This window comes from Pseudoalteromonas sp. SR43-2 (assembly GCF_014163885.1).
GTDB lineage: Bacteria > Pseudomonadota > Gammaproteobacteria > Enterobacterales > Alteromonadaceae > Pseudoalteromonas > Pseudoalteromonas distincta.
Map to the genome: position 1 here is coordinate 73,621 of NZ_JACJED010000022.1, position 12,939 is coordinate 86,559.

At 38.7% G+C, this 12,939-nt stretch carries 13 protein-coding genes; 6 read left to right on the forward strand and 7 right to left on the reverse strand.

Going from position 1 to position 12,939, the window contains the following annotated elements; all coding sequences use genetic code 11:
• Positions 1-319: 319 nt before the first annotated feature.
• Positions 320-1,504 carry an NAD(P)/FAD-dependent oxidoreductase gene (locus H5120_RS16925; RefSeq protein ID WP_024595536.1) on the forward strand — a complete coding sequence of 395 codons (1,185 nt, stop codon included), beginning with the start codon at positions 320-322 and terminating at the stop codon, positions 1,502-1,504.
• A 2-nt stretch (positions 1,505-1,506) separates the two neighbouring features.
• On the opposite strand, the gene H5120_RS16930 is transcribed toward H5120_RS16925, so the two are convergent.
• The 4 genes from H5120_RS16930 to coaBC all read right to left on the reverse strand — a co-directional run bounded on the left by H5120_RS16930 (position 1,507) and on the right by coaBC (position 7,663).
• Positions 1,507-2,610: a GGDEF domain-containing protein gene (locus tag H5120_RS16930; protein WP_182675577.1), complete on the reverse strand. Its 1,104-nt coding sequence runs from the start codon at positions 2,608-2,610 to the stop codon at positions 1,507-1,509.
• A 251-nt stretch (positions 2,611-2,861) separates the two neighbouring features.
• Positions 2,862-5,630: a prolyl oligopeptidase family serine peptidase gene (locus H5120_RS16935; protein WP_182675578.1), complete on the reverse strand. Its 2,769-nt coding sequence runs from the start codon at positions 5,628-5,630 to the stop codon at positions 2,862-2,864.
• Positions 5,631-5,770: 140 nt separating this feature from the next.
• The gene (gene slmA / locus H5120_RS16940; RefSeq protein ID WP_004335558.1) at positions 5,771-6,358 is read right to left on the reverse strand and encodes a nucleoid occlusion factor SlmA; all 588 of its coding nucleotides are present in this window, start codon (positions 6,356-6,358) and stop codon (positions 5,771-5,773) included.
• A gap of 111 nt (positions 6,359-6,469) precedes the next feature.
• Positions 6,470-7,663 carry a bifunctional phosphopantothenoylcysteine decarboxylase/phosphopantothenate--cysteine ligase CoaBC gene (gene coaBC, locus H5120_RS16945; RefSeq protein WP_182675579.1) on the reverse strand — a complete coding sequence of 398 codons (1,194 nt, stop codon included), beginning with the start codon at positions 7,661-7,663 and terminating at the stop codon, positions 6,470-6,472.
• A 144-nt stretch (positions 7,664-7,807) separates the two neighbouring features.
• Between coaBC and radC the strand changes: the two genes are divergently transcribed.
• From radC to rpmG, 3 genes are all read left to right on the forward strand, one after another.
• Positions 7,808-8,482, forward strand: coding sequence for a DNA repair protein RadC (gene radC / locus H5120_RS16950; RefSeq protein WP_024590645.1), 675 nt, complete (start codon positions 7,808-7,810; stop codon positions 8,480-8,482).
• 274 nt (positions 8,483-8,756) lie between these two features.
• The gene (gene rpmB / locus H5120_RS16955) at positions 8,757-8,993 is read left to right on the forward strand and encodes a 50S ribosomal protein L28 (protein ID WP_004335549.1); all 237 of its coding nucleotides are present in this window, start codon (positions 8,757-8,759) and stop codon (positions 8,991-8,993) included.
• 11 nt (positions 8,994-9,004) lie between these two features.
• Positions 9,005-9,160, forward strand: coding sequence for a 50S ribosomal protein L33 (gene rpmG / locus H5120_RS16960; RefSeq protein ID WP_004335545.1), 156 nt, complete (start codon positions 9,005-9,007; stop codon positions 9,158-9,160).
• A 202-nt stretch (positions 9,161-9,362) separates the two neighbouring features.
• Here rpmG and H5120_RS16965 read toward each other — a convergent pair whose 3' ends face one another.
• Positions 9,363-10,289: a manganese-dependent inorganic pyrophosphatase gene (locus H5120_RS16965; protein ID WP_004335532.1), complete on the reverse strand. Its 927-nt coding sequence runs from the start codon at positions 10,287-10,289 to the stop codon at positions 9,363-9,365.
• A gap of 118 nt (positions 10,290-10,407) precedes the next feature.
• On the opposite strand from H5120_RS16965, the gene H5120_RS16970 reads away from it, so the two are divergent.
• Together H5120_RS16970 and mutM are read left to right on the forward strand one after the other, a co-directional pair.
• Positions 10,408-10,923, forward strand: coding sequence for a hypothetical protein (locus H5120_RS16970; protein ID WP_004335529.1), 516 nt, complete (start codon positions 10,408-10,410; stop codon positions 10,921-10,923).
• Complete coding sequence (mutM, locus tag H5120_RS16975; protein ID WP_182675580.1) at positions 10,923-11,732, forward strand: bifunctional DNA-formamidopyrimidine glycosylase/DNA-(apurinic or apyrimidinic site) lyase; 810 nt, start codon at positions 10,923-10,925, stop codon at positions 11,730-11,732. Before H5120_RS16970 ends, mutM begins: the two co-directional genes overlap by 1 nt.
• Positions 11,733-11,817: 85 nt before the next feature.
• Here mutM and H5120_RS16980 read toward each other — a convergent pair whose 3' ends face one another.
• Together H5120_RS16980 and H5120_RS16985 are read right to left on the reverse strand one after the other, a co-directional pair.
• The gene (locus H5120_RS16980; protein ID WP_004335523.1) at positions 11,818-12,318 is read right to left on the reverse strand and encodes a DUF3299 domain-containing protein; all 501 of its coding nucleotides are present in this window, start codon (positions 12,316-12,318) and stop codon (positions 11,818-11,820) included.
• Between the two features lie 14 nt (positions 12,319-12,332).
• Positions 12,333-12,939, reverse strand: a 607-nt coding sequence (locus H5120_RS16985) for an ABC transporter permease (protein WP_182675581.1), incomplete at its 5' end; no start/stop codon positions are given.

Sequence of the window (12,939 nt, forward strand, 5' to 3'; positions counted from 1 at the left end):
TAGATTTTTATTTATTATTTCGTGATGTAGGATCACGATGCGGGAACAAAAGTAAACGATCTGTTAACTAGGTTAAAATATCAATTTATTATGTACCTCTTTCATTTAGTTATAACTCAGGTTTTTAGCGGTTTACTCGTTGTTTAGTATTTGTCATATAAATTAAAAATAAGTATAAAGGGTTGGTTTGTTGTGCGAGTAATTATTCCCGACTTATTACTGATGCGTTTTTGTTGTGTAATTGCTAATAATTTAAATGCTACGTTGTTAGCTATCAAACTTTGCTATAATCGGAAAAATTTTTTAGTAGGGTAAAATAATGAGTCAAGTAGATGTAATTGTAATAGGTGCGGGAGCAGCAGGATTAATGTGTGCAGCGCAAGCTGGATACCGTGGCCGAAGCGTTACAGTACTTGATATGGGAAAAAAACCAGGTCGTAAAATTTTAATAAGTGGTGGTGGGCGTTGTAATTTTACAAATGAAAACGCAACCCCTGATAACTACTTATGCGCAAATGCTCATTTTGTTAAATCATGTTTAAGTCGCTATACACAGCATGACTTTATTGAGCTGGTAGACAGACATGGCTTGGCGTATCACCATAAAACATTAGGTCAGCTTTTTTGCGATAACAATGCACAAGACATTGTTGATATTTTACTGACCGAATGTGAGTGGGCCGGGGTAAATATAAAACTACGCAGTGAAGTGATCAGCGTATCAAAAACCGAAACCGGCTATAGCGTTACCACAGAGCAAGAAACCTTAAGCTGTGAGTCGTTAGTTATAGCATCAGGTGGCTTAACTATGCCAAAACTAGGGGCTACACCAATAGGTTATAAAATTGCAGAGCAGTTTGGCTTAAGCGTGTTACCAACTATGGCTGCACTTGTGCCGTTTACTTTGCATCAGCATGATAAAGAGCGTTTTGAAGGGCTCTCGGGAATTAGCATTCCTTGTGAAGTTTCAAGCGAAGACGGCACCGTATTTAAAGAAAACATCCTCTTTACTCACCGAGGGTTATCGGGCCCAGCAATATTGCAAATAAGCTCATTTTGGCGAGCAGGGCAGGCTGTAACTATAAACCTATTACCTGAAATTGATTTAAGGCAGCAACTTGCTGATTGGCGAGAAACGCAAGCACAAAAGTCGTTAAAAAATAGCCTTGCGACTATTTTACCTAAACGCTTTATAGAAATACTGCACGAAAGCAAAGCGATACCAGATTGTAATATTAATCAGCTTACCCATGCTCAAATAAATGAGTTAGTAAATTATATTCATGCGTGGCAAATTAAACCCAATGGCACAGAAGGTTATAGAACAGCAGAAGTAACATTGGGCGGTGTAGATACTGACGAGTTGAGCTCAAAAACCTTTGAAGCTAAAAAAGCTAAAGGCCTATACTTTATAGGCGAAGTAACTGACGTAACAGGTTGGCTTGGAGGCTACAACTTCCAATATGCGTGGAGCTGTGGATTTGCTTGTGGGCAGCACGCTTAAGTTTAGGCTATAAACCTATTTAAGTAAGTTGATTGAGCGATAACGGTTGAATCGTTATCGCTAACACATACTTTATTGCGTCCATTATTTTTAGCCTTATATAGCGCTGTATCAGCCCGCTCCAGTAGTTTTAGCACTGTATCGTCTTTTTGTATCGTTGCTAATCCAATACTTATAGTAAATGCTACATTTGTAACTGTGTTTTCGGCAATATACTTTCTCAGGTCATCGGCTTTTTTAGCGCTATCATTTAAAGAGGTGTTGGATAAAATAATAGTGAATTCTTCTCCACCCCATCGCGCAATAAGTGCGTCATTTCCCATACGGCTTTTTAATATTTTTGCAAATTCAGTTAGCACGTTATCACCAACCAAATGCCCGTAGGTATCGTTTATATTTTTGAAGTGGTCTATATCGCAAATAAGTAAGCAATGTGGGGTTTTAAAAACGTCATTTTTAGCAATTAACTGTGATAATTCAAAATCAAATTTTTGCCTGTTATAAAGCCCCGTTAACTTATCGGTTTCTGCTAAGTGTTGAATTTCTAAGTTACGGATAGATAATCGAGTGTATGCCGAAAACCGTGTTTTTTCGTAAAACCTAAAAATTAAAATATGAGCAAGGCTTACTTCTATAAGATTAAATAAAGAGCCTAAGCCAATTGTTACAGTTTGCTGTTGTTGTAAATACACAAGATACGCACAAATAGCAAAAGCGACTGCACTAAATAGGCTTCCCCAGTTTCTTCCAACTAAAAAAAAGCTAAAAGGCGGGATTAACGTCGCCCAAAATAAAGAATGCGCATGCCCACCTACAGAAACCACAAACATCATTATTAAGCTAACGACCATAAGGGTAACAGCCCACGCTGCTGCATTTACGTTGGCTGTTTTATTAAACCAAGTATAAATACCTAACGATATCGTAAGTCCTAAGGCATCAATTAAAGCAATGTCATAGCTTTTAAAATAAAAAAGATTGAGGAGTGTTAAAACTAAAAAGTAACATGTAGTTATTAGTAAAGAGTGGGCTATTAAGCGAGTACGCCAAAAATCCTTATGGTCTTTTGGGTATTGTGGAAACTCTTTGTACCAAAAACCTAGCATAATGAACGACTCTTTAGCCTCTGAATTTAGTGATTATTACTTATATTAGGCTTTTATTATAGTTTTTTACTTTGATTAAAACGCTTATATACGGTGGTGTTTATAAAAGTTTAAAGATCATTACAGCATTTTTCAAAGGTATGAAGGACTAGGTAGTGACTGATTACTTAAATGTAATATGCCTCGCCTTGATTTAATTGACGCAGAGCTCGCCGTTATCGCTTACGTAGAGCTCTGAATAAATGCTATATCTATTCCTCTATAAATGCTTCGCCTTGTGTCATCCACTTTGCAGCTGGTTTGCCTTTTAAGTAATGATCAAAGTACTGCATCATACGTACTGAAAAATCGACCTGATTAGGAAACTTTTTCAAGTGGTGTGGTTCACCTTCGTATTGTAAAAAGGTTGCATCTTTACCAGCGCGGCGAAGTGCTAAGTAGTACTGCACGCCTTCGTGCCAAGGCACTGCATCGTCTTTATCGCCAAACATAATTAAAATAGGGGTATTTACTTTATCTGCAAAAAACACCGGTGAGTTTTCTATGTACAGTTCTGGTGCTTCAAATAAGTTTTTACCTATACGGCTTTGCCCTGTTTCGTATTGAAACTGACGAGCAAGACCTGATTTTAAACGTATGCCACTATAAGCACTGGTCATGTTTGATACTGGCGCGCCAGATACAACCGCTTTAAACATATCTGTTTGGGTTATCATAAACGCACTTTGATAGCCCGCCCAAGAGTGGCCTTGTAAACCTATTTTATCAGGGTCGGCTATGCCTAAATCTATTAATTTTTGGGTGGCGTTTATCATGGTTTGCGTTGACGATTTACCCGGGTGACCTATTTCAAAACGAATATCAGGTAAAAATACCGCATAACCGTTTGAGGTAAACATAGGGAAATTAGGGCGATGGTTTAATTCCATTTTTGGAAAATCAAACATACGCTGGCTCATGTAACGGTAAAAATACACAACCACAGGCACTTTATCGCCTTTTTTATATCCCGCAGGTTTTATTAGTACGCCTTGTAAGTCTTCGCCATCAAAACCTTTATAGCTTATCAGCTCTGGCTTTTCGCCCCAGGCAAAATTACTAATTTGTGGGTTTAGCGTGGTCACTTGTTTTGGTGAACTAAAGCTAAAATCTGTTTGGTAGTAATCAGGAAATTGGCTATAAGTTTGCGAGGTAAATAAGTACTTGTCAGCCTTTTTGGCTTTTTTAACCATATCAAAGCGTTTATCACCGCTAAGCACCTTAGTTAGTGTGTTAGTGGTTAAGTCGAGCTTTGCAACTTCGCTTTGTTTAGTTTGTAAGTTAATAGCAGAGACAAGTAATGTATCGCCTTTTTTAAAGCCCACTCTGGTTTTATCAAGCTTAATAACACGGTACTGCGTATTGCTTTGCTTACCATTAGTTAGGCGTTTAGCTTGCTTAGTTTTTACATCAAACGCCCAAATATCGTATTTACTATAAGCAAGCACTTGGCTGCTATCGGTCATCCAACCTGCAAAACCATAACCAGGTTGAGTAGATGGGTAGTCGTGTTTATCATCAGCAAAGGTTGCCTGAATCGCTTTTGTAAGCGGTGTTACTTTATTATTTTTTAAATCTTTTAACTGTATTTGGCTATCGCTAAAATAAGCTGCAAACTCACCATTAGGGGCAAGGCTCGGTCTAAACGGGTAGTTACTTATAATTGGAGTTTGTTTACCGGTATTTATATTTACTGCAAAGTAATCAGCAAAAAAACCGCCGTACATTATTTTTTCTAGGTAGGGGATGTTAGATGAGCCAAGTAAAGACACATCTCGCTGAGGGTTTAGTGCAACCTCGGGCATGTTTGGTGTACTAAGTTGCGCAACTTTTTGCGAGTTAACGTGATACACCGCACTGTAATGGCGATTTTTATTAACTTCGTTCCATTGCTGCTCTTCACGTGGTTTTATTTGCGCATCGTTGTTGTGCCATACATTAAGACCTTTATGCTCACGTATGGTATCAAAGTCGTATAGTGAGGCTTCGTCGGTATACTCTTTAGCTTTTACTTTAGCTGCTAATTTTGGATGGTTTTCAAAATATAAGCGCTCGCCATTTTCTGACCATTCAAGGGTGGCTGTTTTACCTAGAGTCCATGTTTTATTAGGTGAATCTATAGTTGAGAGCTTCTCGTTTTTATATAGCTGTAAAGTGTAGCTTCGGCGGCGCGTGTCATCATTTACATAGTTACCCAATGCAAACGCTGCAATATTGTCAGTGGGGTGCCACGCTATTTTATTTGCGATTACGCCCGGTTCTTCAATTAATACGCTGCTATTAAAGTCACTGAGCTCAATTAACGCTATTTGGTTGTTATTACCATCGCTGTAACTTTGACTCACTAATAGCTGGCTGTTAGCTGAGTTAATAGCGTAGCTAAATACGTTTTCTATTGTATGAGTGCGTTTATCAGATAAATTTACGATAACAAGCGCATAGCTCTTATCTTTTTTATCGGGCGTGATAGCGTTGTCTTCTTCGTTTTTAGTGCTATCGGTTTTATCTTCTACTTTTGCGTCATCGTCTTTTTTATTTAAACGATAAGCAAGCCACATACCGTCATCAGATAACGTGTAATCTTTTACATCAGCAAAGCCTTGTTGGGCATCTGATTGTGTGTTTACGAGTACCAGATTGTTTTTAAGTGTGTCTTTTTTTTTGGTTGTTTCTATTTCAAGTAATGTAGGTACTTGTGTAAAAGCGACCCAGTTAGCGGCTTTATTAATATGAGGCTTAGTGCCGCGTTCTACTTCTGCGATGAGTGTATTGCTTTGTAGTGAGTAAACTTGACCAGTTGCATTTCCACGATACGGCGTTGCACTAAAAGTGAGTACTTGACCATTGTCAGATAGTTGTGTGCTTTTAGCTGATTTAAAACTGAATACGTCTTTAAATTGTAGCGATTCTTTGGCGTGTATGCCGGTGCTAGTTAAGCTGGCAAAGAGTGCCGTGCTTAATAAGGTGAGTTTTGTTTTCATTATTGATTCTCGTATTATGACATTGTTTCATTGTAACGAGTTTGGTTCATAATTCGAGCGGATCAGATAAATGGCAGCTACATACGACAAAACGACCCGCAGGTCGTTTTTTAGTATTTAATTTATTAATTTAGCAAACATTACAGCCAAATTTTTTGTAGCTCAAGCCATTGTTTTTCAAATTGAACACTTGGTTTTGCTTTAAAGTCGCTACGTACAAACTGATTCATTTTGCCTTCAACGTAGGCAAGTAAAAAGTTTGCAAGTGTAAGCTCATCACTTTGAAAGTTTTTACCTTCACGTAATTTGCGCTCACGAAGCACTTGTTTAAACTGAGTTTCTAGTTTTTCAAACAAGGTTTGTACACGTTCGCGTAAACGTTCCTGCTCACCTTGCAGAGCATCGCCCGTTAAAATACGAGTAATACCTGGGTTTTTTTCAGCAAAGGTTAAAAGTAATAATAGAATGTTATAAATGCGCGTTTGGCTTTCTTTTTCGTTTTCAATAATAATATTTATACGAGATAAAAGGGTATCTTCAATAAACTCAATTAAGCCCTCAAACATACGCGCCTTGCTCGGAAAATGACGGTATAGCGCGGCTTCAGACACACCCACCTCAGCAGCTAGTTTTGCTGTGGTGATACGTTGGCCTAAATTAGTTTCTAACATTTGTGCGAGTGCTTGCAGTATTTGCTCTTTGCGATTACTTCTTTTTGTCGCAGGCATGAACATTCCTTTTTATTAGTTATTCTTAGTGGCGCAGTTAAGAACCCTAGTCATTTTTTGTTCAAATGATTGGCGTATGTTAATGTTTTATTCAGTTTGTTTCCAGCCTTTTTATAGATGTTTAGCCAGCTGTTCGATCACCTTGCGAGCTATTTCTATTTTACTTGTTGTTGGTAATTCTAGTTGTTCATTGTGCCAGTACAGTGTTAAAGCATTATGATCGGAATTAAACCCTAAGCCACTTTTTGATACGTCATTAGCGCAAATCATATCTAGATTTTTATTTTGTAGTTTACCTTTAGCATAGCTTTCTACATTTTGAGTTTCGGCGGCAAATCCAACCGTATAAGGGCGGTTTTGTGTAAGGTTTGCAATAGCTGCAATTACGTCAGGGTTTTTAGTTAAAGTAAGAGTGAGTTCGTCGCCTTGCTTTTTCATTTTTTGAGTCGCAATGTTTGCAGCTCGATAATCCGCAACAGCAGCGCAACCTATAAAAGCATTAGATTGTGGTGCATAGGTAAGTGACTCAGTTAATAGCTCCTCAGCGCTTTCTATATTAATAAGGTTTGCGCCAGTAGGGGCTTTTATAGTGACAGGGCCCGAAATTAAATTAACCTTAGCACCGAATTGCAAAGCGGCTTCTGCCAGTGCATAACCCATTTTTCCAGAGCTGTGATTTGATATAAAACGTACCGGATCGAGAGGCTCTCGCGTTGGGCCTGCCGTTATTGTAATTGTTTTTCCTGCAAGTAATTGCGGTTGCTCTTTTGCTGTACATAGTGCAACTAGCTCATGTGGCTCTAACATTCGCCCAGCGCCGATATCGCCACAGGCTTGCTCACCTTTACCTGGGCCCCAAATAAGTACGTTACGTGCTTTTAATGTGGCTAAATTTGCTTGTGTAGCTGCGTGTGCATACATTTGCTGGTTCATGGCTGGTGCTACAGCTACTTTTGCAGGCGTTGCTAGCAGTAACGTCGTTAGTAGGTCGTCAGCAATGCCGGCTGCCATTTTTGCAATAATATTGCAGGTAGCTGGGGCAACTAAAATTAAGTCAGCCCATTTTGCAAATTCAATATGCCCCATTGAAGCTTCAGCAGAAGGGTCTAGCAATGAGTCAGAGACTGTTTCTCCACTAACGGCTTGCATGGTCAGTGGTGTAATAAAGTGTTTAGCTGATTCAGTCATAACTACTTTTACTTCACAACCAGCGTCTTTTAATCGCCTAACGAGTTCTGCGCATTTATAAGCTGCAATACCGCCGGTAATACCTAGTACAATTTTTTTGTTTGTTAAGTTAGTCATGAATGTTCATCAGTTTTTATTAAATATTGGGCTTAAAATAACAAATCTTTACCCGTACAGCGAAGTTTTTTAATTCGAAATAACAGGCTAAATTTTAAATTTGCATTACATTTATAAGACACTTTCGCCTCTCAAGGATGAACAATGCAACTTACTTCACTTCCAAACTCACTTCGACCTCGTGAAAAACTCATCTCCAAAGGAGCTAAAGCGCTTACTGATGCTGAGCTCCTTGCCATATTTTTAAGAACAGGGTTACCGGGAATGAATGTAATTGAGTTGGCTCAGCATCTATTAAATGAAAATAAAACCCTACATAATTTGTTTAATGCCAGTATTGAGGAGTTTTGCTCTCAAAAGGGGTTAGGGACCGCTAAGTATGTGCAGCTACAAGCTGTATTAGAGCTAAGCCAACGTTATATGCAGGAGCGTTGCCAACGAGATGCAGTGTTTAATTCGCCAAACTCAGTTTATGACTATCTAACAATTCAAATGCGAGGCTTGCAACAAGAAGTATTTATGGTGTTATACCTAGATAGCCAAAATAGATTAGTAAAAGACGAAATACTTTTTTATGGCACAATTAATTCTGCCAGTGTGTATCCGCGTGAAGTGGTAAAGGCTGCCCTTAAAAATAATGCAGCCGCTGTTATTTTTGCGCATAATCACCCAAGTGGTATTGCAGAACCGAGCCAAGCAGACAAACTTATTACTAATAAATTGCAGCAAGCACTGCAATTGGTCGACATAAGTGTGCTCGATCACATCATTGTTGGTGGAGAAACCTGTGTTTCGTTTGCCGAGCGAGGCCTGATTTAGCTTTGTCAGACACATAAGTGTGTTAAAAATGAGCTGTTTAACGTGTTTTGGCAAATTAGTTTAATTTAAATGCAGTTTTTACTTTCCCTAAGGGCATTCGATCTTTATAATTAGCCGCTATCAAATTTACATATATGAGCTGATTGGATAGATCAGTGTTTGATCTTTGCCTGTAAAAGCTGTATAAAGAGCGCCCTTCGATTTATCTCTAGGGCGGAAATACACGGCCTTAGATTAAATTAAGCTCGAGCGAAGTTATTGGAGATATATAGACATGTCTAAAGTATGTCAAGTTACAGGTAAGCGTCCAGCGGTTGGTAATCACCGTTCACACGCGAGAAACGCGACTAGACGTCGTTTCCTACCTAACCTACAAACACACCGTTTTTGGGTTGAAAGTGAAAAACGTTTTGTAACATTACGCACTACTACTAAAGGTATGCGTATTATCGATAAAAAAGGCATCGACACGGTTCTTACAGAAATCCGTGCTCGCGGCGTTAAAGTTTAAGGATCTGAATCATGCGCGATAAAATCCGTTTAGTTTCAACTGCCGGTACTGGTTTTTTCTACACTACTGACAAAAACAAACGTAACATGCCTGAGAAGATGGAAATCAAAAAGTTTGATCCAAAGATTCGTAAACATGTTCTTTTTAAAGAAGCTAAAATTAAGTAATTTTAGTTCTTCTTTTAGAATTTAAAAACCCAGCTTAGGCTGGGTTTTTTGTTTTTAAACTATGATTAGCGAATTGACATAAAAAAACCTCGTTGGCATAACCAACAAGGCTTTTAAATCAAAAAACGTTATACCAATAGCATTAAACTAGTGATTTATTTAATGCGATAAAATAATCATGTTTTTAATAAAATTGGTATCATTAGATTTTTGTGAATGCATCTTGTAGTGGTGGTACTACTTGCTTTTTACGGCTCAGTACACCATCTAACCATACTTTATCATTCTCTGGTTTTACACCGTAAGCCTGCTCAACTAAGTTTGCATCGTCAGATACAATTAGCATTTCTGAGCCTTCTTTCATTATATCGGTAAGCAGTAAAAATACAGAGTGGCGATTGCCCTCAACTTTTAGCTTAGCAATATCGGCTGCAAGGTCTGCTTTAATATCGTCAAAAACAGCAAGGTCGATTACTTCTAGCTGGCCAATGCCTACTAGGTTACCGTTCATGTTGAAATCTTTAAAGTCACGCATTACTAAATCACGTGCTGGTGTGTCTTCTACCGCAGATTTAACGCGGAACATATCCATACCAAGTTCTTTAAAGTCTTCGATGCCTGCAATTTCAGCTAGCGCTTCAACACATTTAATATCGGCTGTGGTACATGTTGGCGATTTAAATATAACTGTGTCGCTTAAAATTGCACACATCATGATACCAGCGATGTCTTTAGGGATTTCTACGTTGTAGAAGTCATACATCATTTTAATAATAGTGTTTGAACAACCAACAGGACGAATCCAACATTCAAGCGGAGTCGATGATGTTAAGTCACCTAATTTATGGTGATCTACCACACCAACAACGCGAGCTTGGTCGATATCATCAGGCGCTTGTGTTTTTTCTGTGTGATCTACAATATACACATCTTCACCAGCGTAGCTTAACTTAAGCTCTGGTGCTTCAAAACCAAATCTATCAAGGATAAATTGAGTTTCAGGTGAAACTTCACCAAGACGAGTTGGAATTGCTGGCTCATCAATTTGGTTTTTTAAATAAGCCAGTGCAATTGCACCACAAATAGAATCTGAATCTGGGATTTTATGGCCCACTACATACATAGACATTGACGGAACTCCTTTAAATTTGTCGATATTCTAACAAAGTCTGCGGCCTTTAACATATAGACAGCGCAATTAAGTTTTAGTTACACTTTAAAATCTTGAATTTACTAGGTGTATTTATATGCGACTGGGCCGTAAAGGTTGGAACAACGTTATAATATTTTCGATGTTGATTATGATCTTCTTTTTAAATGGCTGGCATAAGCAATTTTTAGGAGGGGAGGATAAACCAGCGTTACAAGCTGTACTCCCCCAGCAAAGTTTTGTACTTACACTGCAATTTGTTGATCAAAAAATTGAGCGAATAGGAACAAGTTGGCGTACAACACCACTACAAAAAGATATACCGCTCGTGTGGAAAGCGTCTGAGCAGCAGCTTAGTGATTTAGTTAACCAATGGCAAAGCGCGGCGCTAATGGGGGTTAATGAGTCTGTTGTTTTTAATCCAAATGCACCTTTATACGTTGCTACATTTGAGTTAGCTGGCGAAAGTATGCCGTGGGTTTATTTGCTCTATAAAGGCGATGGACAATATTATTTACTCGAAAAGAGAAGCCAGCGAATACTCGCACTCGATTTAAAAACTGCTCAGCAGTTATTCCCTAGTTTTGATTTTTCACAAAGTGAGTCTAATTAATGCCTGAATTACCAGAGGTAGAAGTGAGCCGAATGGGCATCACTCCCCACGTACAAAACCAAGTTGTTACAAAGGTAAATATTTACAATGCCAGTATGCGCTGGCCAGTGCCCGATGATGTGTATCAACTTGAAGGGTTAACTGTTACTAGTATTGAGCGACGAGCTAAATATTTACTTTTACACTGTGAGCTTGGGAGCACTATTTTACATTTAGGTATGTCGGGCAATTTGCGGGTTGTAGATAAAAGTGAGCCTTTAAAAAAGCACGACCATGTAGAATTTATTTTTGGCAACGGTAAAGCGCTGCGCTTAAACGATCCTCGTCGTTTTGGTTGTTGCTTATGGCAAGAGCCCGGTGAGGTGCATAAGCTACTCTCTAAGCTTGGTCCTGAGCCGCTTACCGATGATTTTTTTGCTAAACGCGTGTACGAACAATCGCGCAATAAAAAAGTACCGGTAAAGCAGTTTATTATGGATAACGCAGTGGTTGTTGGTGTTGGTAATATTTACGCGAATGAATCATTATTTAAAGCGGGTATACATCCAAAGCGAGAAGCGGGAAAAGTATCGCTCAAACGTTATCAAGCACTTATCCCTATTATAAAAGACACTCTTGCAGCGGCTATTACACAAGGTGGTACAACGCTTAAAGACTTTGCACAAAGTGATGGTAAGCCTGGGTATTTTGCTCAAGAGTTATTAGTATATGGGCGCAAAGGCAAGCCATGTATGACGTGCGAAAACGAATTAGAAGAAATTAGATTAGGGCAACGCAGTACTATTTTTTGCTCAAATTGCCAAAAGTAGTTATTTAAATATTTAGTTATTTAAATTTTATCGATTCTAAATTTAATGAGATTTAAGGGCCAGCTTTAAAAGCGGGCCCTTCATTTTAAAGCTCAAACGGTGCTACACCGACTGCTTTCATTTTATATCCTACCTGCGCTATTTCGCCTGACCATGTTTCTGTGCTTATTATTCCGGTTACAACGATTGCGTCGTACAGACTATCTATAGGCACACCACCTTTAATCGTTACATGGACTATTTGATTTGGCGGTGGTGGTGGTACGTGTATACAGGCGCCAAAATAAGGCACGAGTAAAAACTCAGTAATGACTTCGCTATCGCCCTCAAGTGGCACAACAAAACCTGGCAAACTTACCGATTGACCATCAAGCGCTTTTACCACTGGAGCATCTAAATCGGGTTGCACCCAGTTTTGATCGCTGCCTTCGTGATTAGCTTGTGCTTGAGTGTCTATTTGCATATGACCTTTGGGAATTAAGTCTTCCCAAAAAATTTCTTTTGGTGGATTGGCATAGCTCGCTACGCTTATAAATAATAAGCTAATAGCAGCAATGTATTGAAAAGCTGTTTTAAAAAATGTCATAAAATACCTAAAAATTATGCTTTTATACTCATGCCATCGCTGAGTGAATAAAAATAAGCGCGAGTAGCGGGTATTAAGCCAATAATAAAACCTGCGGCCATAATAACCCCGATTAAGCCCAGTTCATAGTAAGAGAGCATTGTGATATTTACGCTTATACCAGCATGGCTTTGTAAGTAACCGCCAGCTGAAAAAATAACTAAGTAATAAAGCGCACTACCTACTAGGCAACCAAGTAAAGTTGTCAGTAATGACTCAATACTTATAAGTGTAAATAAATGCGAAGGGCGAGCGCCTACTGAGCGCAATATAGCAAGTTCGCGACGACGCTGACTCAGGTTCGCAAGCAATGTTGTTAACATGCCAAGTAAGCTTACTAACACGACAACAGCTGAGAATAGCAATAGTATTTTTTCTACTATGGCGAGCATTTCCCATAACTCTTTAAGTGTTACGGTTGGCATAATGCCAAGTAAAGCTTCTTGCTTATATTGATTTATATTGCGCCTAATTTGTAATGTGTACAAAGGCGAATTAAATCCCATTAAAAATGCTGTAATTTGCTTTGGGTGACCAACTAGGTTGTTATGTTCGTCATGCTCATGCTCATGCTCATGCTCA